The organism is Janthinobacterium agaricidamnosum NBRC 102515 = DSM 9628 (assembly GCF_000723165.1).
GTDB lineage: Bacteria > Pseudomonadota > Gammaproteobacteria > Burkholderiales > Burkholderiaceae_D > Janthinobacterium > Janthinobacterium agaricidamnosum.
Window position 1 is genome coordinate 1,803,184 of the sequence record NZ_HG322949.1, and the last position, 18,053, is coordinate 1,821,236.

Below are 18,053 nucleotides of genomic sequence, written 5' to 3' on the forward strand. Positions count from 1 at the left end.
AGCACGTACGAGCAGAACAAGATTCCGCCGAATCCGTTCGCCGCGCCGCCTGCGACCACGCCACCGGCAGCGACTACCCCGCCGGCGACGACGACACCGCCGGCCACCACCACGCCGCCAGCGACGACGACGCCGCCAGCGGCGAACACGCCGCCGGCCAGCATCCCGAACGGCGCCGCACTGCCGGTCACCAATCCGAACACCGCCAGCGCCGCTTATTTGCTGGCAACGGATTCCGCCGTAGGCGACGGCAAGCTGAGCCAGGGCGATTTGTGGAACATTGCCAACGACAAGACCGGCAAGTACAAGCCGCAGACCCAGGCTGCGGCCCAGTACCTGTACGCCAACAAGGGTTCGGCGTTCAAGGATGTCGACGGCGCCGACCAGAAGCATGGCACCGACGGTCATTGGAGCAAGAAAGCATGCGAGGCTTACGTGAAAAAGGCCGGCTTCGATATGTTCGATGCGGATAAGATCCCGCCGAATGCATTCGCGGCCCAGACCCCGACGCCGCCAGCACCGCCAGCGCCGCCAGCACCACCGCCGCCAGCACCGCCAGCACCGCCGCCGCCAGCGCCGCCAGTGCCACCACGGCCAGGCACCGGCGGTGCCGGCAGCCACCTGATGGCTTGACGCGTAGCCGGCGCTATCCCGGTCCGACGCCGGGAGCCGCGCGCCCGTCATGGCGCGCAATCACTCCCTGCCTGCTTGCATACGGCAGGGAGTACCGCGGCCTAATGATGCGCCGCCGCGGTTCCGCCATTGCCGTCGGGCAGTGCCACGCGGATGTTTTGCATCATGCCCTGGTCCTCGTGATCGAGTATGTGGCAATGCAGGACAAAGTCGCCGATATAGCGTTCGTAGCGGGTCCGCACCACGATCGTGTATCTGCCCTGTCTTGCCTTGGCGGGGTCATTCGATGCAAACAGGTTCTTGACCCACAAGGTATCCTTCCACACGTTTTTCAGGCCCACGTATTGACTGTCGCCGTCCGGGTCCCTGCCGTCGTCGCCGCTGATGTCGACGCCGTCGGGCGTCAGGATCTTGACGATCTGGAACGGGTTGACGTGGATGTGAAACGGATGCGAGACAAAATCCGATGCCAGCGTCCATTCGTCGACTGCGCCCAGTTGCAGCGTGCGGTCGATCCGGTTGCCGTCAAACGGCCTGCCATCGACCTGGAACGTGGTGCTGCCAGGCTTGCTGGTATCGATATTGAATGTCATCAGCTGCGTGCCGGTGACCTCGGCCGCATCGATGGTACGGTGCGGCACAAAGCTGCTCAGCTTGAAGCCGTCGTTCAGCTCGGCGACCACTTTCGGACTGACGCTGGCCGGCAAGTTGGCCTGCGCCGCCGCGACCAGCCTGGCCTTGACATAAGCGACGCTGTCGCCCCTGACCGGCGTTCCGGGCCCGACCTCGACCAGTCCCAGCAGGCGGGCCGACGGCGCGGCGCGGTCGACGCTGCTGGCCACCTTGACGTCGTTGATGACGCAGTAGTCGCCGGGCTGCGGGAATACCACCAGCGCGTCCCAGCGGTAGGCCGGCTGGAACACCACCGCCTTGCGCGGCATGGCCTTCGCCAGCGTCAGGCCGTCCGCCGCGATCAGCGGCAAATCCAGCTCCGGTCCGGTGCAGTATTGATTCACATAGTCTTCGGTGGCGCTGGCCCTGAGGCCGCTGATCGGCGGCGCGTTGAAGGCCCGGCGCTTGATCTTGAACGAAATGGTGTCCCTGACGCCGCCGTGTATCATGCGCCAGCGTTCGATCACGCCGGTCCTGGCCCTGGCCAGCTTGCCCAGCACCACGCCATTGATGCTGGTGTAGCGCCCGGAACCCTGCCAGCTGCCCGGGCCGAACTGGTCATACCCGTCGATCTGGCCGATATCGCCGTCGTCGCACTTGTAGCGCTGGTCTGTCGGATCGGACAGGCCGGCGCCGGGATCGTTGCCATAAGTTTTAATTTTGCCTTGCAGCGGGCCGGACTGGAAGCGGCAGGCATATTGTATCTGCTGGAATACCAGCACCCGCTCGGGAAACTGGGTGCGCGGGCCGGACTTGAGCAGGGTGTCGATATCGCCGTTTTCGGCCGGCGTCGGCGCCCTGGTGCCGCGCACGATCAGCGCGCCCGCCATGCCGCTCGACACTTGCAGCGCCGTCGAGCCGTGCCGGTGCGTGTGGTACCAGAACGTGCCGGCCGGATGGGTCGGCGGGATGTTGTATTCGTACTGGAAGCCGACGCCGGGATTGATCGAGATGAGCACGTTGTCGCTGTTGCCGGCCGGATTCACCCACAGGCCATGGCTATGCAGGTTGGTGCCGTTGAAGCAGTGCGGGATATTGCCGCTGCCGCCCTGGGCGATGCAGCTGGGGTCGGCCGGCAGATTGTTATTCAAGGTGATCCTGACGGTTTGTCCGGGATACGCTTCGATCTGCGGCGCGACAAACACCGTCTGGCCCGGCGCCGCCCAGTTGCTGTCCGGCGCGATCGAGCGCGCCGGGCCGCTGTCGCCCTGCACGTAGCTGCGCAGGCGGACCCGGTCGTATTTGATGGCGCCCGGCCTTTCGACGGACGGGTTGCGTATCCAGCCATTGACGTAGCGGATCGATAAATTGAGCTCCACCTCGCGCGGTACGCCCGGTGCAAGCTCGGTCATCAACGGCTGCGTCAGCAGGTTCAGGCGAGGGCGCGTGGCGCTGCTCTCCAGCAGATTGGCCGACTTCAGGATGGCCGCCGCCGAGCGCAGCGCCGGTGGATTGGCGATCTCTTGCTGGTCTTCCTGCTGCAGTTCGGCGGCGCCGGCCATGCGGCCCAGCGCCAGGCCCACGCCAAGCGCCAGCGCGGTGGCGCGCAACACAGGAATCCGGTATGTGTTTTGTCGCATGAGTTTTCTCCGGTTTACTTGCTTGGTGCGATGGCGGACGTTTCGAGGCGGATGTTGGCGACGGTCACGCCGGTGCCGGCCTGCTGGTTTTTCGCCTGGCTGGCGCTGGCCAGGTCGGCCGGCACGAAGCGCACGGTGATGTCGCTGGCCGAGCTGATCCCGAGTTCGGCAAGGTTCGCGTTGACTTTGTAGACCAGGGTGCCAAGCGCATTGTCCGATCCGTGACCGGCATGGCTGGCGTGCACCGGGCCGACCCCGAAGTAGCTGAAGGTCGCGATATAGCTGCTTTTCTGCGGCTGCGACTTGCTCGACAAATAGACTTTGTAGGTCAGCGCCGGCGCGCCCTGCAGCTGCACGTCTTCCAGCACCAGATAGGTTTGCCCGGCTTCCGCCGCGGCTGCGCCGAGCGACTTGACGATGGTGCCGCTCTCCTCGGCCGCCGCCTGCAGCCCGACCGACACGGTACTGTTGCCCAGCGTGATTTTCTTGCCGGCCGCCAGTGGCGCATGTGCTGTCAAGGGGGAGCTGGCCCATGCCTTCAGTCCTGCTGATTTTTCTTTGCTCATGGTATCCGGCCTGGCGTCGCAATTGTCGAGATGGTCGTACTGCGGGGTGTAGGCGGCGCTGAACACGTCGGCCACCTTGACCTTGACCGGTTTGCCGTTTTCATCGATGAAGGTGTATTGCTGTTCGAACCACGCATCGCTCATGCCGAGATTGGCCCTGGCCCACGCCAGCGTGATCGGCTGGCCCTTGGCCTTGCCTTTCATCCAGCACTGCCACAAGCGATCGATGTTGGCGTGGTGCATATAGAACACCGGGTCGGCGCCGGCGATCGGCACCAGGCCGATGTCGGGCATGGTGCAGCCGGAACCCGCTTCGCAATGCATGGTGCCGTGCGGCTGATTTTGCAACTGGTTCGAGAAGCCCGTGAAATCGTTGAAGCCGAACGCTTGCGTGGCGTCGGCGGAATCCGGGTCCATCAAATTGACCAGCTGGTTCAGCCCCGGCGTGCGCCACTGGTCGTACAGCGGGCTTGCTTGATTGGTGACCAGCGGCGGCAGCGCCAGCTTGTTCTTCGACGGCATATAGTTGTCGTAGTAAGACCAGTACGGCAGCGCCAGGTTCGGAGCCTTCGACTGCTTGCGCAGCGTGCGTTCGAAGAAGTGCAGGTAGAAGCGATGCCATGGCAGGAAAAACAGGTTGCCATGCTGGCAGGTGCCCCAGATCGTGTCGGTGTAGCCGTCGTTGGGCACCTTGACATTGACGACGTGCTGGTAATAGGCCGCGCAGGTCTTCTTGTCAAACGCCTTCAGGCACTGCGGAATGCGGTACTCGATGATGTACTTTTGCATGCTGGTGGCGTGCGTGCCGGTGCCGATGTAGCCATGGGTATTGGCCCAGTAGGCGAGGCTGGTCCTGAATTGTTCGGACATCGGATTGGCGCTGCTGAACTGGCGCATGCTCGCCACGCCCTTGGTCAGGGCCTCGACCATCTGCGGATTCTTTGAGAATTCCGCGACGCTGATGCGGGTCGGATCGGCGAGCGCCGCCGTGCTGCCGACGCCGAGCAGGAGCGAGCTTGCGGCGACGATGAAAAAGCGTTGGCTGTAATTATAGTCAGACATGTTACCCCCAGTTTCAAGATTGCAAATGGCGAGCGCACAGCGGGTCTGTAGTCAAAGGCGTTGAAATGCGGAGCTTGCGTGAGTCAGCGGTTCCCGATAAAGCTGAAAGGCTGATGTGCCTGACTGCAAAAAGCGGTGTCTCAGTGCGGTAAAAATGGTTGCCGCGGTTGCCGCAGCGTCGTTGCCGGCATTTGTCGAGTTTGGTATTCCGATAACGGAATGCAGTATTTATCAGAATACCGAAGCGGTCAATGCGAATCAGGGGGGTGAGAATTAGTGGTTCTGTCCATGCAACACTACTAAAAAGATACCATCTTGACGTAGCGCCGCGGCCGGTCTGGCGACTGGTTACGGCTTAGTTCGCTATCGATGCGAGAGTGCGTGTCAACTCGCGGCTCAACGCGGCGATATCGCCGCGCTGGCGCTCGATGACGGCATTGCCTGGCGCGCTACGGGCTTGTGCCTGGCGCAACGCCGCCTGCTGGTTTTGCAGTTCAACAGCGATCATGCGATAGCGTTCCTGGTCGCGCGCGCGCTGCACTTCCGGCGCAATCACCGGGAAATCGGCGGCGCCGACCGGCATGTCCGGCGCGCCGGACAGCGCCGGCATAGTGGCGGCGGTTTCGGAAAGACGCAGCGTTTTTTTCGCGCGCAATACCGGGGCCGGCGCGGCAAGGCGGATACGGCTGCCGTGCAAGCCGGACATCGGCTGGTTGCTATAGACCACGATATTTTTTGACGGCAACTGATAGCGCAGCACCGGGCTGTCGGCGCGATTCGACGCCAGCGCCGCCGGACTGGCGGCCAGCAGCGTCATCGCCAGCAGCGTGGCGCCATGCGTATGCGAAATCATCAAGAAAGCCTCCAGCGAAAAGACGGCGCCAACATGGCGCCGCTGATGCTGAGTACCCTGGCCGGGCCCGATGGTTCCGTGGCGGCGCCGCTTCGATGATGTCAGCCGTGCGCCGGTCTGGTGGCCGGCGCCGACTGGTACAGCTTGTACAGCGCGGCGCGGGTCGCGCCGCCGGCATAACGGCTGCGCAGCGGATGCCGGTTCAGCAGCGGCGTCGTGTCGCCGCCGATCGGCTTGACCGGCGTTACCGGCGTCACGGCGCTGGTGCGGACCAGCGCCGCCGGCGCTTCCAGTTGCCAGGCTGACATAACGGCGCTCATGCCGTGCGATAAGGCAGCGATTCTCATATTATTTCCTTCACAGCTCGATCATGCCGATCGGATGGGCGCGGGTATGCTGCGTCAATTCCGAAAACGCGAATACCGGCACCGAAAAGAATTCGTCTTCGATCAGGTTGCGCACCGAGCGCCGCAAGTCGGCCGCGGTGACCAGCACCGGCGGCGCGGCCGGCGTGCCGCCGGTGCCGGACAGTTCGCCGAGCCGGTCGAGGAAGCTTTGTTCGATTTCCGGATCCAGTTCCAGGTAGCTGCCCTGGTTGGATTCGCGCAGCGAACTGCGCAATTGATCTTCCAGTTCCGGCGACAGCAGCACCACTTCGATCAAGCCGTCGCGCGCCACTTCATGGCACAGCTGGCGCTTGAACGCCAGCCGCACATGGTCGGCGATGATGTCCGGATCGTTTTCCTTGGGCGCCCATTCCAGCGTGGTTTCCAGCAGCTGGCGCGCATTGCGCAGCGAGACGCCTTCGCGCGTCAGGCGCTGCACCACCGCCGTCAAGCGCGACAGCGTCACCGATTTGGCGATTTCCTTGCCCAGTTCCGGATAGCGCCGGTCGGCCCAGTTGGTGAAGCGCTGCACTTCGTGCACGCCGACGAACATCTGGCAATTGCGCAGCATTTCGACTTCGACGTCGGCCGAGAATACCTGTTCCCACGCCATGTATTTGACGCCGGCCGCCTGCAGGCCGGCGACATCGACCTTGACCCACACGCGGCGGCGGCGGGTGCCGTTCAATTCATCCTCGCTGCCGACAAAGCCCATTTCGAGGATCCGGTCCAGCGATTCGGTGGTGGCGGCCCAGCCGGTGCGCAGCGGGCTGTCGATCAGCGGCACGTCGGCCATCAGGAAATGCACGCGGCCTTCCGGCACCGATGGGTGGAATTCGAAACTGATCGGCTGCAAGTCCGGTATGCCCTTGTTGTCGATCATCAGGTTGCGCATCACGCGCACCGCGCTGATCAGCGTATCGGCCGCCTGGCTGTCGCGCAGCGACGGCGGCATGCGCACCGAGAACGGCCGCGTTGCGGTGAACGTCGTCAAGTCGACGATCTTGGCATTGTTCTTTTCGCTTTCGACCGCCTGGCGCTGCAGTTCGGCGTCGGCGCTCGGTTTCATCAGGCCGACCACGCCGCTGGCGCCCAGCACCAGCGCCAGGCCGAGGAACACCAGCGTCGGCATGCCGGGAATACAGCCGAACATGACCATCAAGGCGGCGGCGGTCAGCAGCGCTTTCGGTTCGCTGAACAATTCGGCGGCGATATCCTGGCCGATATTGCTCTCTTCTTCATCCTTGTTGTTGCCGCCCTTGCTGACGCGGGTGGTGATCATGCCGGCCGCCAGCGAAATCAGCAGCGCCGGGATCTGGGCGATCAGCGCATCGCCGATCGACAGGATCGAATACACTTGCACCGCGCCCGAGACGGTCAGGCCGTGCTGGATCACGCCGATCGAAATACCGCCGACCAGGTTGACCGCGACGATGAAGATGCCGGCGATCGCATCGCCCTTGACGAACTTCATCGCGCCGTCCATGGCGCCGTGCAACTGGCTTTCCATGCCCAGCAAGGCGCGTTTTTTCTTGGCGTCGTCGGCGGTCAGTATGCCGGCCCGCAAGTCGCTGTCGATCGACATTTGCTTGCCCGGCATGGCGTCCAGCGAAAAGCGCGCCGCCACTTCCGAGACCCGTTCCGAACCCTTGGTGATGACGATGAACTGGACCACCGTCAAGATCACGAAAATCACCAGGCCGACCACCAGGTTGCCGCCGACCACGAAGTTACCGAAGGTTTCAACGATGTGGCCGGCGCTCCCTTCCAGCAAAATCAGCCGCGTGGTGGCCACTTCCAGCGCCAGCCGGAACAGGGTGGTCATCAGCAGCACGGTCGGGAAGGTCGAAAAGGCGGTCGGGCCGGCCATGTACATCGACACCACCACCATCAGGCCGGCCACGCACAGGTTGATCGCGATCAGCACGTCCAGCAGCCACAGCGGCAGCGGCAGCACCAGCATGAAGACGATGGCGATTACCACCGCGGCGGCGATCAGCTCGGCGCGCCTGGCGATTTTCTGGCCCATCTGGTTGAGCGTCATGACAAATGAGTTCATGCTTTATTTCCTGAAGTCGGTAGGGTGAGGGTGGGAGCCACGGCGCTCATGCGTTGCCCGCGCGGCGCAGCATGATCGCGCTCCAGCCGGCGTCGGCGCCGTCGGCGTGCAGCGCCTTCAGCGCGGGCGCCGGAATTTCGAAACCCGCTTCGAGCTGGGCGTAGGCCGCCATCGCGTTCAAATGGCGCTGCTTCGGCCACAGCAGCAAACAACCCTTGGCCAGCTGATACGCCTGGTCGAACTGGCGCGCCTGCAAATGGCCCCACACCAGGCCGATCGCCAATTCCAGTTCCGCCTCCAGTGCCTCGTCCGGCCTGGCGTTGCGCAGCGTTGCCCTGATGATCATTTGGTCTCCTTGAGCGGTTTGTCGGCTGGCTTGGCGGCGCCATTGGCCGCCGCCATATCGCTATCCATATCCATCTGCAACATGCGCAAGCGCCATTGCACGTTCAGTTCGACCACCTTGATCGCCGCCAGGCATTCGGCGCGCGGCTGGCCCTCGGTGGCCAGCGACTTGGCCAGCAACAGTTTCTGCAAGGCCCGCAGGTCCGGCAAGGGATCCTGCGCCCACGCTTTATTGCGGGTGGTCAGTCCATTGCCCAGCCAGCGCGTCAGCTCGGCGCCGGCGTCGGAATGGCTGGCGCCGGCGCGCTCCAGCGACAGGCTTTGCTCGCGGGATGACAAGTCGCTGCTGAGCACCTGGTTCGGTTCCAGCTGGATCGGCATCTGCTGCTGCACCGGCGCCTGCCGGCCGCCGCCCGGCTTGACGCCATTGTTGGTGATGGGGCGTGTCGTCATATTCATGCCAGCAACTCCTGTACCGCGGTGAGTTCTTGTTCGACGGGGATAAAGGTCCGTTCGGGGCTTGGCAGGCGCCGCACCAGGTACCAGCCGCCATCGGGCAGCACGGCCGGCAGCCAGGCGCCCAGCAGCGGCAACTGGACGGCGCGCTTGCGCAGCACCGTTTCGGCGCTGGCCTGGTGCGCCCGTTCGCGCGGATAACCGACCGCGATCAAGGCGGTCTGCTCATGCGGACAGGTCAGCAACTCCATGCCATTCTCCAGCGCATGGTGCAGCACGACTTGCTCGCGGCAAGCCCGTAATACCAATTCGAAGATTAAATCCTGCATTCAGCTTCCTTTGAAAATCGGTGATGCTTGATTAGCCGCCCGCGCGTTGCAGGCTGCTGCGCCATTCGGCTTCGCGCTGGTCCGCGGCGCTGGGGCCGCTCGGCAGCGCCTGGTAGGAACCGACCGTGCAGGCTGTCAATTCTTCAATCAGCGTGCCGCGGGTCATCGGACCTTGCCACAGCCTGTCCGGGGTTTGCCTGACGCTGTCACGCAGCACCGCGTAACCGCGGGCGCGCCGCCGCTGGTCGATATGGGCGGTATGAGCCACCTGGTCGAGCATCGTGGCGGCCTGTCCGGCGCGCTGCTGGCTCAGCTTCATCAGCCACGCGGCGGTGTCTTCCTGGCTGCCGCGCGGCGTCAGTTCGGCTTGCGCCGACAAGGCGCTGTTGAGCGACTTGGCTTGCGCCATGCTGCTTTGCACCAGCCGCACCGCGGACGTATCGGCCAGCGACATGCACAGGCGCCGGCCTTGCAGCTTGCGGTCCTGCAAGCCACCGGCCATGCCCGAGTGGACTTGCTCCATCAGGGCACCGAACGGCTTGCCGCTGCTGGCCGCCGTCTTTCTCAAGGTGTCGAACAGCGCTTCCGGCGTCAGCGCCGCGCCGTCGGCCGCGCCGCAAGCCCGGCGCAACGATTGCATCGACTTGAAGTCGCCGGCCTGGCCGAGCTGGGCCAGCACGCGCGACAGCGTGTCGCCATCCTGCTGGCCGGCGCGGATCTGCGGGCCGTGCTTTTTATCCAGCTCGGCCAGCATGGCGCCCAGCTTGGCGTCCATGATTTGCCGTTTTGGATCGTCCGGGGTTTTCTTCAGCTCTTCGCGTACCGAACCGAGCAGCAGATGGCGCTGCAAGGGATCGTACGGCGACAGCATGTCTTCCAGCGACTGTTCGCTGCCGTCGCGCAGGTTGGACATGACCTTCTTGCTGACCGCCTGGATATGTTCTTCGTCATCGTCGTCATCGTCGAGCGCCGAAGAGCCGGAGGCCCCGGAACCCTTGCGGGCCTGCGTCAGGCGCCGCGCCAGGCTCTTGCCCGGTCCCGGCGCCTGGCGCGCCTGGCCGGAGCGGAAGCTGGCCAGGCCGGTGCTGGACGCGTTGCGCGCGGCATCGCGCGGATCGACCGCGGCCGGCTGGTTCCTCAATTCAGAGAGGTGGCGCTGGCGGATGCGGTTGTTGAGGGCGGCTGAATTATTGATGTTCATGGCCATGAGTGGCGCGTATCTCGATCTGGTTCCAGCGGCGCATGGCGCCGCGTTTGGCGGCAAGGCGATGGAACCCGAAGGGGCCGGCCGGTTACTTACAGCGGAGATTGTATTGAACGAGGGGATAGGCTATGTTGGAACTCAGGGTATTGAATGGCTTGCATCGCGGCGCGGTATTGCCGTTGGCGGGCGACAGCGTCACCATCGGCTGCAGCGAAGACGCCGACATGGTGATGGTTGATAACGCCATCGAAGCGGAACATGCGGTACTGCGCTTTAATGGCGTGGACTGGGTGCTGCTGGCGGAACAGGGCCGCATCGCCGGTGTCGGCCAGACCTCGGCCAGCGACAGCGTCGAGCTGGTTCCGGACCAGCCGGTATTGCTGGGCGATAGCGGCATCTGGCTGGTGCTGTCGAGCGCCGAAGCGGCGTGGATCGCGCCGCCGGCCGGCCATCCCGGCCTCGCCGCGGCGCAGCCTGAGGCGCGGGTTGAGCCGCAGCCGGCCTATGGCTCCGATGCAGGCTTCAGTGGTGCTTCCGACGCGGGTTTTTATGGCGGTTCCGACGCCGATTTCAATCCCCGCGCCGAGCCCGGTTTCAGCGACGACCCGGTGGTGCTGCCGCCGCCCGCGCCAGGCGGATCGGCCGGCGCGCCGCCGAATCTGCCGACGCCGCGCCGGCGCAGTCGCTGGCTGCCGCGCCGCCTCAGCCTCGGACTGGTGCTGGCGCTGACCGCGATCGTCTGCAGTACCGCCTATGCGCTGGTGCAGCGCGACGAAACGCCACCGCGGCGCCGGCCGCTGACGCTGGACCTGGCCAGCACGCCCAGGGCGGCGCGTGCGGCGGCATCGGCATCGGCGGCTGCGGCAGTTGCGTCAACCAGCGTCGCCGCGGCGCCGCTGAGCGATCAATTCCGCCAGCGCCTGCGCGAGGCCGAGTTGCTGGACCGCATAGACCTGCAGCTGGGCGCCGCCAAATGGGTCATGCGGGCCGACCTCGACGACGACGAGCGGGCCCGTTTCGAGCGCATCCTGGCCAGTTTCGTGGCCGAGCATCACATCACCTTTCCGGTGCAGGCGCATATCGTGACGGCCGAAGGCATGCTGCCATTTAAAATCCAGCAAGTGATCACCGGCTCCACTCCCAGCCTGGTCACCGCCGACGGCGAGCGGCTGTATGTCGGCGACGATTATCGCGGCACGCGGGTGGTGGCGATCGACCAGCACCGCCTGAGCTTCGTCGGCAAACGCAAGATCGAGGTGAACTGGTGAACGCCGCCATCGACGATGGCAAGCCGGCGATCGCCCCGGCATTGGCGGCGGTGCGCGAACGCTTGCCGGACTGGCTGGCCGGCTTGCCGGAGCGGCCCGGCCTCGACACCTACGGCCGGGTCGGGCAAGTGGTCGGCACGCTGATCGAAGCGGCAATGCCGCCGGCCGCGATCGGCGAACTGTGCCACCTGATCCTGCCGGAGCGTACCGGCCAGCCGATGCTGGCCGAAGTGGTCGGCTTTTCAGGCAAGACCACGCTGCTGTCGGCGCTCAGCCCGCTGGAAGGCGTGTCGAACCAGACCCTGGTCCAGCCTTTGCGGCGCAGCCACACGGTCGAAGTCGGCGAACATCTGTTTGGCTGCGTGCTGGACGGATTTGGTCGTGTCGTGTTCGACACCCAGGGCCGCAAGACCGAGCCGGCCGCCTGGCGCAGCACGGTGCCGGTGATCCGCGACGCGCCGGTGGCGACCGACCGGCCGCGCATCGTCGATACGCTGGCGACCGGCGTGCGGGCGATCGACGGCTTGCTGACGCTGGGACGCGGCCAGCGCATGGGCATCTTTGCCGGTCCCGGCTGCGGCAAGACCACGCTGATGGCGGCGATTGCGCGCGGCTGCGGCGCCGACGCCATCGTGTTCGGCCTGATCGGCGAACGTGGCCGCGAAGTCAACGAATTCCTGCAGCATGAACTGGACGCCGAGCTGGTCTCTAAAACCATCATCGTCTGCGCCACCTCGGACCGCACGTCGATGGAGCGCGCCCGTGCCGCCTTCACCGCCACCGCGATCGCCGAAGGGTTCCGGGCGCGCGGCAAGCATGTGCTGCTGCTGGTCGATTCGCTGACCCGGTTTGCGCGGGCCCAGCGCGAAATCGGCCTGGCGGCCGGCGAACCGCCGGCCCGCGGCGGCTTTACGCCATCGGTCTACACCATGCTGCCGCGGCTGGTCGAACGGGCCGGTTTGACGCAGAGCGGGTCGATCACCGCGCTGTACACCGTGCTGGTGGATGGCGAGGCGGCCTCGGACCCGATCGGCGATGAAGCCAAGTCGCTGCTCGACGGCCATATCTTGCTGAGCAAGAAGCTGGCCGAGCAGGGGCATTACCCGGCCATCGACGTATTGGCCAGTATCAGCCGGACCATGGGCAACGTCACCGAATCGGCGCAGCGCAAGTCGGCCTCGCGCTTCCGCGAATTGATGGCGCGTTATCAAGAGATGGAGTTGCTGATACGGCTGGGCGAATACAAGTCCGGCACCGATGAACTGGCCGACCGGGCGGTCGAGCTGCGGCCCGAGCAGTTGTCGTTCCTGCGCCAGGATACGCGCGGACAATCGCCGTATGACGAAACCATGGCCCGCATGGCCGAGCTGGCCGCATGAACGGTCGCGCGGCCGGCCGCCAGCGCGAAGTGGTCGACGTGGCCGAGCCGCGCAAGCCCGACCGCACGCTCGATGGCGTGATCAATGTGCGCAAGCAGCGCAGCGAGCGCATGGAGCGCGAGCAGCGCGAGGCGCTGGCGGCCTGGCGCGAACTGCGCATGGGCTTGCGCGCATACAAGCTGGTCTGGCGTCAGAGCGTGCTCGACGCCCAGCAATTCTGGCAGCACAGCCGCGCTGATTTTTTTGCGATGCGTACGTCCAGCGGCGAGTTTTTCAACGCCCGGCGGGTGTACACCAAGATGCGCGGCATCAGCGACCAGGCGCTGCTGGCGTGGCGCGAAGCGCTGTTGCCGTGCCGCCAGGCGGGGCGGGTCTTTTTCGAGGCCAAGCTGGCGGTACGGCTGGCCCGCCTGAACCAGGAAAAATTAAGCATGGTGCGCGACAGCATCGCGCTGCAACACCGTCTGCAGGAGGATTAAATGTCAGCCATATCGCCATACCGGGGCGCGGCTTTGCACGCCGAAGAGCATCGGGCGCCGCCCAGGCCGCCCCAGCACCATGCCGATCCGGTCAAACCGTACAAACCGCAGCCGCCGCGGGCGCCGCGCCACGACGACGGCGCGGCACAGCGGGAACCGCGGCAGGCCGATGACAAGGCCGCCCAGTGCGCTACGGTGACGGCGTGGATGCCGGACGAACGGGCGCGTCGCGAACAGGGCGGCGGGCAGGACGACGACAAGGATGGCCAGGACGGCAAGGAGGGGGGCGTGGCGCCGTCGGCCGGCGCGCCGCCGGCGCCGGACCCCGACCTGGACCTGTGCGCCGACGCCTTGCTGGGCCTGGGGGCCGACAATGGCGTGTTCGAACTGCTGCTGCCGGGCGGCCGTTCGCTGAATGTGGCGGTCGATTCGAACGACAGCCGCATCAGTTTCCTGCTCAGCACCGCCGACAATGGGCTGGCGAAACAGCTGCGCGAAAAAAAAATGGAACTGGAAGGCCGGTTGCAACGACGTATGGGTAAGAAAACCACTGTCACGCTGCTGTAGCCGTCCCGGCGCCGCATGCGTGCGGTACGTCTAGCCAGGATTCCCATGTCTTATTTCGTTGCGCCCGGACGGGCCACCGCTCTCGATTTGACGCCGACCCGCGTGACGGCGCAGTTTGCCGCGCTGACGCGCCAGCTCGGCGGCGGCATGCAAGCCGATTGCGGCGCTATCGCGCTGTCGCTCACCTTGGCGCCGGCGGCCAGCCTGGACGCCGCCGGTTCCGATGAGGCGCTGGTATTCGACGGGCCGCATGGCGCCGTGACGGTACAGCAGGGCGTGCGCTTGCTGCGCGCGCTGACCGGCATCGACCTGAGCTCGGCCGCGATGCAGGGGCCGCACTGGGCCTGGCTGGAAGCGGCGGCGCTGGCGCGCCTGCGCGGCACGCCGCTGGCCTTTGCGCAAACTGTACGATTGGCCGCTCCGGATGCCGCTCCGGATACCGGCGCGGATGGCGACTTGCTGGCGCTGGCCCTCAGCCTGGAAGATGCCGGCCAGCGGGGTGCCGTCCATCGCATCGTCACCCGCGCCAGCGCCAGCGTAGCGACCTGGCGCGCATGCCTGGCCGATCCGCTATGGCGCGCCGTGCCGCGCGCCGCGCTGTCCGACGCTTTCCTGCCCAACCCGCAGCCGGTGCTGCTGGCGCGCCATCGCTTGCCGCTGGCGCTGCTGCAAACCCTGCGTCCGGGCGACATCGTGCTGCCCGACCATCCTTATTTCGACTGCGCCGGCGCTGGCCTGCTGAGCCTGGGCGCACAGCGTCTGGGCGTGCAATTCCACGCGCCGCGCTCGCTGATTATTACTGCAATGGAGCAAACAATGGACTATTACACCGCATCCGATTACGAGACTGAACCGGATTATCCATCCGGGCATGGGGCTGAGCATCCAGCGCACTATCAGGAAAATCATCAGGCGGACTTTCCGGCAGAGCATCAGGATTATCGGGCGGACCAGCAGGCGGACTACCGGGCGGATCATCAGGCCGACTATCAGGCCGGTTATGAAGCGCAGCCGCCAGCCGCCCCGCTGGCGCCGCCGGCGGCCGAACCGGCCCACGCCGAGCCGCGTTCCACGTCTGTCGAGCAACTGCCGCTGAGCCTCGATTTCGTGCTGGGCCAGCTCAACCTGAACCTGGGCCAGATGCGCCAGCTGGCGCCGGGTGTGGTGCTGGAGCTGGGGCAGGGCACGCCGGCCAGCATCGGCGTCATGTGCGGCGGCCGCCTGCTGGGCCGCGGCGAAGCGGTCAATGTCGACGGCAAACTGGGCGTACGCCTGACGGAATGGACGGAGCAAGCGTGAACAATCAATATGATGTCGTGTCATTTTCCATCCTGCTGGGGATGCTGTCGCTGATACCGCTGATCGTCGTGACCACTACCTCGTTCCTGAAGATTTCGCTGGTGTTGCTGGTGCTGCGCAACGCCATCGGCGTGCAGCAGGCGCCGCCGACCATCGCGATCTACGGCATCGCGCTGGCTGTCAGCGCCTTCGTGATGGCGCCGACGGTGCAGGAAATCGGCAACCGGGCGCTGAAACTGCAATCGTCCACCAGCGATTCGTCGCACGCGGCGCCGCTGCTGCAGCAGGCCCAGACGACGCTGGAGCCGCTGCACCAGTTCATGCTGAAATTCAGCCAGCCGGCGCAGCGCGAACTGTTCCTCGATTCGGCCCGCAAACTGTGGCCCAAGGATATGGCCAAGGCCGCCACGTCCAGCGATACGCTGATCGTGCTGCCGGCGTTTGTCGTCTCCGAACTGCAGGCCGGCTACCAGATCGGTTTCCTGATCTATATCCCGTTCGTGGTGATCGACCTGCTGATCTCGAATTTGCTGCAGGCGCTCGGCATGCAGCAAGTCAGTCCGCAAACGCTGACCATTCCGCTGAAGATGCTGCTGTTCGTGATGGTCGATGGCTGGGGCAAGCTGCTGCATGCGCTGGCGATGTCCTATCTGTGACCGTCCGCTCCCCGTTTTACCTCTGATTTTTAGCGCCGGCGCTGGTCGCCGGGGCGCTTCCGATTTCCTGAAAGGACTTCAGCGTGGCCGATACCTTACAATTTTTCCAGCAGGGCCTGTGGCTGGCCGTCGTCTTGTCGGCGCCGCCGCTGATCATCGCCACCGTGTGCGGCGTGCTGGTGTCGCTGGTGCAGGCGATTACCCAGGTACAAGACCAGACGCTGCCGTATGTGGTCAAGCTGGTTGCCGTCGCGGTGACGCTGGCCGTGCTGGGCCGCTGGCTGGGCAGCGAGTTGATGCAACTGACCGAAACCGCGTTCCGCCTGATTCCCGGCGCCGGCCGCATGGGGATGTAAAGCGTGTACACCGTCATGCCTCATTCGCTCCTGCTGGAGATCCAGTCGCTGCTGATCGCGCTGGCGCTGACGCTGCCGCGCATCGCGGTATGCCTGGCGATCCTGCCAGGCTTCGGCGCCGGCACGCTGACCATGGTGATGCGCGGCGCCGTCGCGTTTGCGCTGGCGCTGCCGGCCGTGGTGCCGGCCTTCGCCAGCGTCAATGCGACGCCGCCGGGAATGCTGCTGGCGGGCATGCTGAGCTTCAAGGAGGCCGCCATCGGCGGCATGCTGGGGCTGACCCTGGCGGTGCCGGTCTGGGTGGTGCAATCGATCGGCTCGATCCTCGACGCGCAGCGTTCGCCGATCCAGCTGGCGTCGAACAATGCGTCGTTCGACCATGACGCCAGCGCCATCGGCGCGATGCTGGTGCAGGCGGTGATGCTGGTGCTGATACAGGCCGGCCTGTTCACCGCTCTGACCCGCATCCTGATCGAAAGTTACGGCATGTGGCCGGTGATGAGCCTCAGTCCGCCGTTCGACCCGCTGCACCTGGACGTGATGATCCAGCGCTTTTCCGAATTTGTCTGGCATATCGTGGTGTATGGCGGGCCGCTGCTGATTCCGCTGGTGATGGTCGATTTCGGCTTTGCCATCATCGGCGTGTTCGCGTCGAACCTGCAGGTGTCGTTCGCCGCGGCGCCGATCAAGAGCCTGGCCGGCATGTTCATCCTGCTGATTTACTGGCCGACGCTGTCCTATTACGTGGCCGGCGACTTTTCCCACATCCTCGACCTGAGCGCGATCCTGCTGGGGCATGGCACATGAGCGATAAAACCGAACAACCCACCAGCAAGAAACGCGAAGACGCGCGCGCCAAGGGCCAGATCGCGGTCAGCCGCGACCTGGCGCGGGTGATTTCGCTGACCGCCCTGTCGGAGCTGGCGCTGGCCACCGAGCCATGGTGGCGCGAAGCGATCAGCGGCTTGATGCTCAATTCGATCGCCGCCATCGGCCAGCCATTCCATGAACGCATGCTCGGCATGATACAGTCGGCCGGCCTGTTGCTGCTGCTGGTATTCGGCACCTGCCTGGTGGTCTGCGGCCTGCTCGCGTTCATCTCGCATTGGGGCCAGTTCGGGATTTTGATCAGTACCGAATCGCTGACGCCGAGCCTGGACAAGCTCAATCCGGTGAACGGCATCAAACAGCTGTTCTCCAAGAAAAAGCTCAGCGAACTGCTGCTGTCGCTGTTCAAGGCGACGGTCATGCTGGGACTGACGTTTTTCCTGGTGCGCGACCAGATCTCGTCGATCCTGCACCTGGCAGGCGGCGAACCGAAGGATATCTACGAGGGTTTCATCATCTTGCTGCGTTCGGTGCTGCACTCGATCCTGATATTGTGCGGCGTGCTCGGCTTGCTCGACTTCGCGTTGCAGCGCTATTTCCTGACCAAGAACCTGATGATGGATATGCAGGAAATCAAGCGCGAGTATAAAGAGTCCGAGGGCGATCCGATGGTCAAGGGCATGCGCAAGCAATTGGCGCGCCAATGGGCGCAGGAAGAACCGGTCGCCAAGACCGGCGACGCCAATGCGGTGGTGGTCAATCCGACCCATTTTGCGGTGGCGATGCGCTACGACACCAGCACGCCGGTGCCGCAAGTGCTGGCCAAGGGCAGGGATGAGGTGGCGCGCGCCATGATCGCGCGCGCCCATGAGCTGGGAATTCCGGTGATCCGCCATGTGTGGCTGGCGCGCACGCTGTACGCCACCGCGCGTCCTGGCGGCTATGTGCCAAGTTCCAGTTACGAAGCGGTGGCGCAGGTCTATGCGGCGGTGAAGGAAGTGCTGGAAAGCGGGCGCGAGCACACCGTGCTGGAACTGGAACGCTACGGCACTTCGCCTGACGCGGCGGGAGCCTGA

At 65.1% G+C, this 18,053-nt stretch carries 18 protein-coding genes; 9 read left to right on the plus strand and 9 right to left on the minus strand.

Annotated features, from left to right (window positions below; all coding sequences use genetic code 11):
- Window positions 1-734 precede the first annotated feature (734 nt).
- From GJA_RS07710 to GJA_RS07750, 9 genes are all read right to left on the minus strand, one after another.
- Complete coding sequence (locus tag GJA_RS07710) at window positions 735-2,885, minus strand: multicopper oxidase family protein (protein ID WP_038490675.1); 2,151 nt, start codon at window positions 2,883-2,885, stop codon at window positions 735-737.
- A 14-nt stretch (window positions 2,886-2,899) separates the two neighbouring features.
- Entirely contained in the window at window positions 2,900-4,513 is a 1,614-nt protein-coding gene (locus GJA_RS07715) for a tyrosinase family protein (protein ID WP_038490678.1), read from the minus strand.
- 355 nt (window positions 4,514-4,868) lie between these two features.
- A complete protein-coding gene (locus tag GJA_RS07720) occupies window positions 4,869-5,369 on the minus strand; it encodes a hypothetical protein (RefSeq protein WP_144241444.1) in 501 nt (166 codons plus the stop codon).
- Between the two features lie 98 nt (window positions 5,370-5,467).
- Window positions 5,468-5,713: a hypothetical protein gene (locus GJA_RS07725; RefSeq protein WP_144241445.1), complete on the minus strand. Its 246-nt coding sequence runs from the start codon at window positions 5,711-5,713 to the stop codon at window positions 5,468-5,470.
- Window positions 5,714-5,723: 10 nt separating this feature from the next.
- Window positions 5,724-7,811, minus strand: coding sequence for a type III secretion system export apparatus subunit SctV (sctV, locus tag GJA_RS07730; RefSeq protein WP_038490687.1), 2,088 nt, complete (start codon window positions 7,809-7,811; stop codon window positions 5,724-5,726).
- Window positions 7,812-7,857: 46 nt separating this feature from the next.
- Window positions 7,858-8,157 (minus strand): hypothetical protein, encoded by a 300-nt coding sequence (locus GJA_RS07735; protein ID WP_081905276.1) that lies wholly within the window; start codon window positions 8,155-8,157, stop codon window positions 7,858-7,860.
- Complete coding sequence (locus GJA_RS26040) at window positions 8,154-8,609, minus strand: hypothetical protein (RefSeq protein WP_144241446.1); 456 nt, start codon at window positions 8,607-8,609, stop codon at window positions 8,154-8,156. Before GJA_RS26040 ends, GJA_RS07735 begins: the two co-directional genes overlap by 4 nt.
- Window positions 8,610-8,611: 2 nt before the next feature.
- Entirely contained in the window at window positions 8,612-8,941 is a 330-nt protein-coding gene (locus GJA_RS07745; protein WP_038490690.1) for a hypothetical protein, read from the minus strand.
- Window positions 8,942-8,972: 31 nt separating this feature from the next.
- The gene (locus GJA_RS07750; protein ID WP_038490693.1) at window positions 8,973-10,148 is read right to left on the minus strand and encodes a hypothetical protein; all 1,176 of its coding nucleotides are present in this window, start codon (window positions 10,146-10,148) and stop codon (window positions 8,973-8,975) included.
- Between the two features lie 125 nt (window positions 10,149-10,273).
- On the opposite strand from GJA_RS07750, the gene GJA_RS07755 reads away from it, so the two are divergent.
- The 9 genes from GJA_RS07755 to sctU all read left to right on the plus strand — a co-directional run bounded on the left by GJA_RS07755 (window position 10,274) and on the right by sctU (window position 18,053).
- Entirely contained in the window at window positions 10,274-11,413 is a 1,140-nt protein-coding gene (locus GJA_RS07755; RefSeq protein ID WP_038490696.1) for an FHA domain-containing protein, read from the plus strand.
- Entirely contained in the window at window positions 11,410-12,792 is a 1,383-nt protein-coding gene (locus GJA_RS07760) for a FliI/YscN family ATPase (protein ID WP_051780425.1), read from the plus strand. The genes GJA_RS07755 and GJA_RS07760 overlap by 4 nt, the downstream gene beginning before the upstream one ends.
- The gene (locus tag GJA_RS07765; protein ID WP_038490699.1) at window positions 12,789-13,271 is read left to right on the plus strand and encodes a hypothetical protein; all 483 of its coding nucleotides are present in this window, start codon (window positions 12,789-12,791) and stop codon (window positions 13,269-13,271) included. The genes GJA_RS07760 and GJA_RS07765 overlap by 4 nt, the downstream gene beginning before the upstream one ends.
- Complete coding sequence (locus tag GJA_RS26045) at window positions 13,272-13,838, plus strand: hypothetical protein (RefSeq protein WP_051780427.1); 567 nt, start codon at window positions 13,272-13,274, stop codon at window positions 13,836-13,838.
- 45 nt (window positions 13,839-13,883) lie between these two features.
- Window positions 13,884-15,137: a type III secretion system cytoplasmic ring protein SctQ gene (gene sctQ, locus GJA_RS07775; protein WP_038490702.1), complete on the plus strand. Its 1,254-nt coding sequence runs from the start codon at window positions 13,884-13,886 to the stop codon at window positions 15,135-15,137.
- The gene (sctR, locus tag GJA_RS07780; RefSeq protein WP_038490706.1) at window positions 15,119-15,793 is read left to right on the plus strand and encodes a type III secretion system export apparatus subunit SctR; all 675 of its coding nucleotides are present in this window, start codon (window positions 15,119-15,121) and stop codon (window positions 15,791-15,793) included. Before sctQ ends, sctR begins: the two co-directional genes overlap by 19 nt.
- An 83-nt stretch (window positions 15,794-15,876) precedes the next feature.
- Complete coding sequence (gene sctS, locus GJA_RS07785) at window positions 15,877-16,149, plus strand: type III secretion system export apparatus subunit SctS (RefSeq protein ID WP_038490709.1); 273 nt, start codon at window positions 15,877-15,879, stop codon at window positions 16,147-16,149.
- 15 nt (window positions 16,150-16,164) lie between these two features.
- On the plus strand, window positions 16,165-16,956 hold the full coding sequence (locus GJA_RS07790) for an EscT/YscT/HrcT family type III secretion system export apparatus protein (RefSeq protein ID WP_038499032.1): 792 nt from the start codon (window positions 16,165-16,167) through the stop codon (window positions 16,954-16,956).
- Window positions 16,953-18,053 (plus strand): type III secretion system export apparatus subunit SctU, encoded by a 1,101-nt coding sequence (gene sctU, locus GJA_RS07795; protein WP_038490712.1) that lies wholly within the window; start codon window positions 16,953-16,955, stop codon window positions 18,051-18,053. The genes GJA_RS07790 and sctU overlap by 4 nt, the downstream gene beginning before the upstream one ends.

What these genes read in the sequence shown, in the direction of transcription:
- sctV (WP_038490687.1), bottom strand. Translation starts at nt 7,811, where the DNA reads ATGAACTCATTTGTCATGACGCTCAACCAGATGGGCCAGAAAATCGCC.
- GJA_RS07715 (WP_038490678.1), bottom strand. Translation starts at nt 4,513, where the DNA reads ATGTCTGACTATAATTACAGCCAACGCTTTTTCATCGTCGCCGCAAGC.
- GJA_RS07745 (WP_038490690.1), bottom strand. Translation starts at nt 8,941, where the DNA reads ATGCAGGATTTAATCTTCGAATTGGTATTACGGGCTTGCCGCGAGCAA.
- sctU (WP_038490712.1), top strand. Translation starts at nt 16,953, where the DNA reads ATGAGCGATAAAACCGAACAACCCACCAGCAAGAAACGCGAAGACGCG.
- sctR (WP_038490706.1), top strand. Translation starts at nt 15,119, where the DNA reads ATGGACGGAGCAAGCGTGAACAATCAATATGATGTCGTGTCATTTTCC.
- GJA_RS07765 (WP_038490699.1), top strand. Translation starts at nt 12,789, where the DNA reads ATGAACGGTCGCGCGGCCGGCCGCCAGCGCGAAGTGGTCGACGTGGCC.
- GJA_RS26040 (WP_144241446.1), bottom strand. Translation starts at nt 8,609, where the DNA reads ATGACGACACGCCCCATCACCAACAATGGCGTCAAGCCGGGCGGCGGC.
- GJA_RS07735 (WP_081905276.1), bottom strand. Translation starts at nt 8,157, where the DNA reads ATGATCATCAGGGCAACGCTGCGCAACGCCAGGCCGGACGAGGCACTG.
- GJA_RS07755 (WP_038490696.1), top strand. Translation starts at nt 10,274, where the DNA reads ATGTTGGAACTCAGGGTATTGAATGGCTTGCATCGCGGCGCGGTATTG.
- GJA_RS07725 (WP_144241445.1), bottom strand. Translation starts at nt 5,713, where the DNA reads ATGAGAATCGCTGCCTTATCGCACGGCATGAGCGCCGTTATGTCAGCC.
- GJA_RS07710 (WP_038490675.1), bottom strand. Translation starts at nt 2,885, where the DNA reads ATGCGACAAAACACATACCGGATTCCTGTGTTGCGCGCCACCGCGCTG.
- GJA_RS07790 (WP_038499032.1), top strand. Translation starts at nt 16,165, where the DNA reads ATGCCTCATTCGCTCCTGCTGGAGATCCAGTCGCTGCTGATCGCGCTG.
- sctQ (WP_038490702.1), top strand. Translation starts at nt 13,884, where the DNA reads ATGTCTTATTTCGTTGCGCCCGGACGGGCCACCGCTCTCGATTTGACG.
- GJA_RS26045 (WP_051780427.1), top strand. Translation starts at nt 13,272, where the DNA reads ATGTCAGCCATATCGCCATACCGGGGCGCGGCTTTGCACGCCGAAGAG.
- GJA_RS07750 (WP_038490693.1), bottom strand. Translation starts at nt 10,148, where the DNA reads ATGGCCATGAACATCAATAATTCAGCCGCCCTCAACAACCGCATCCGC.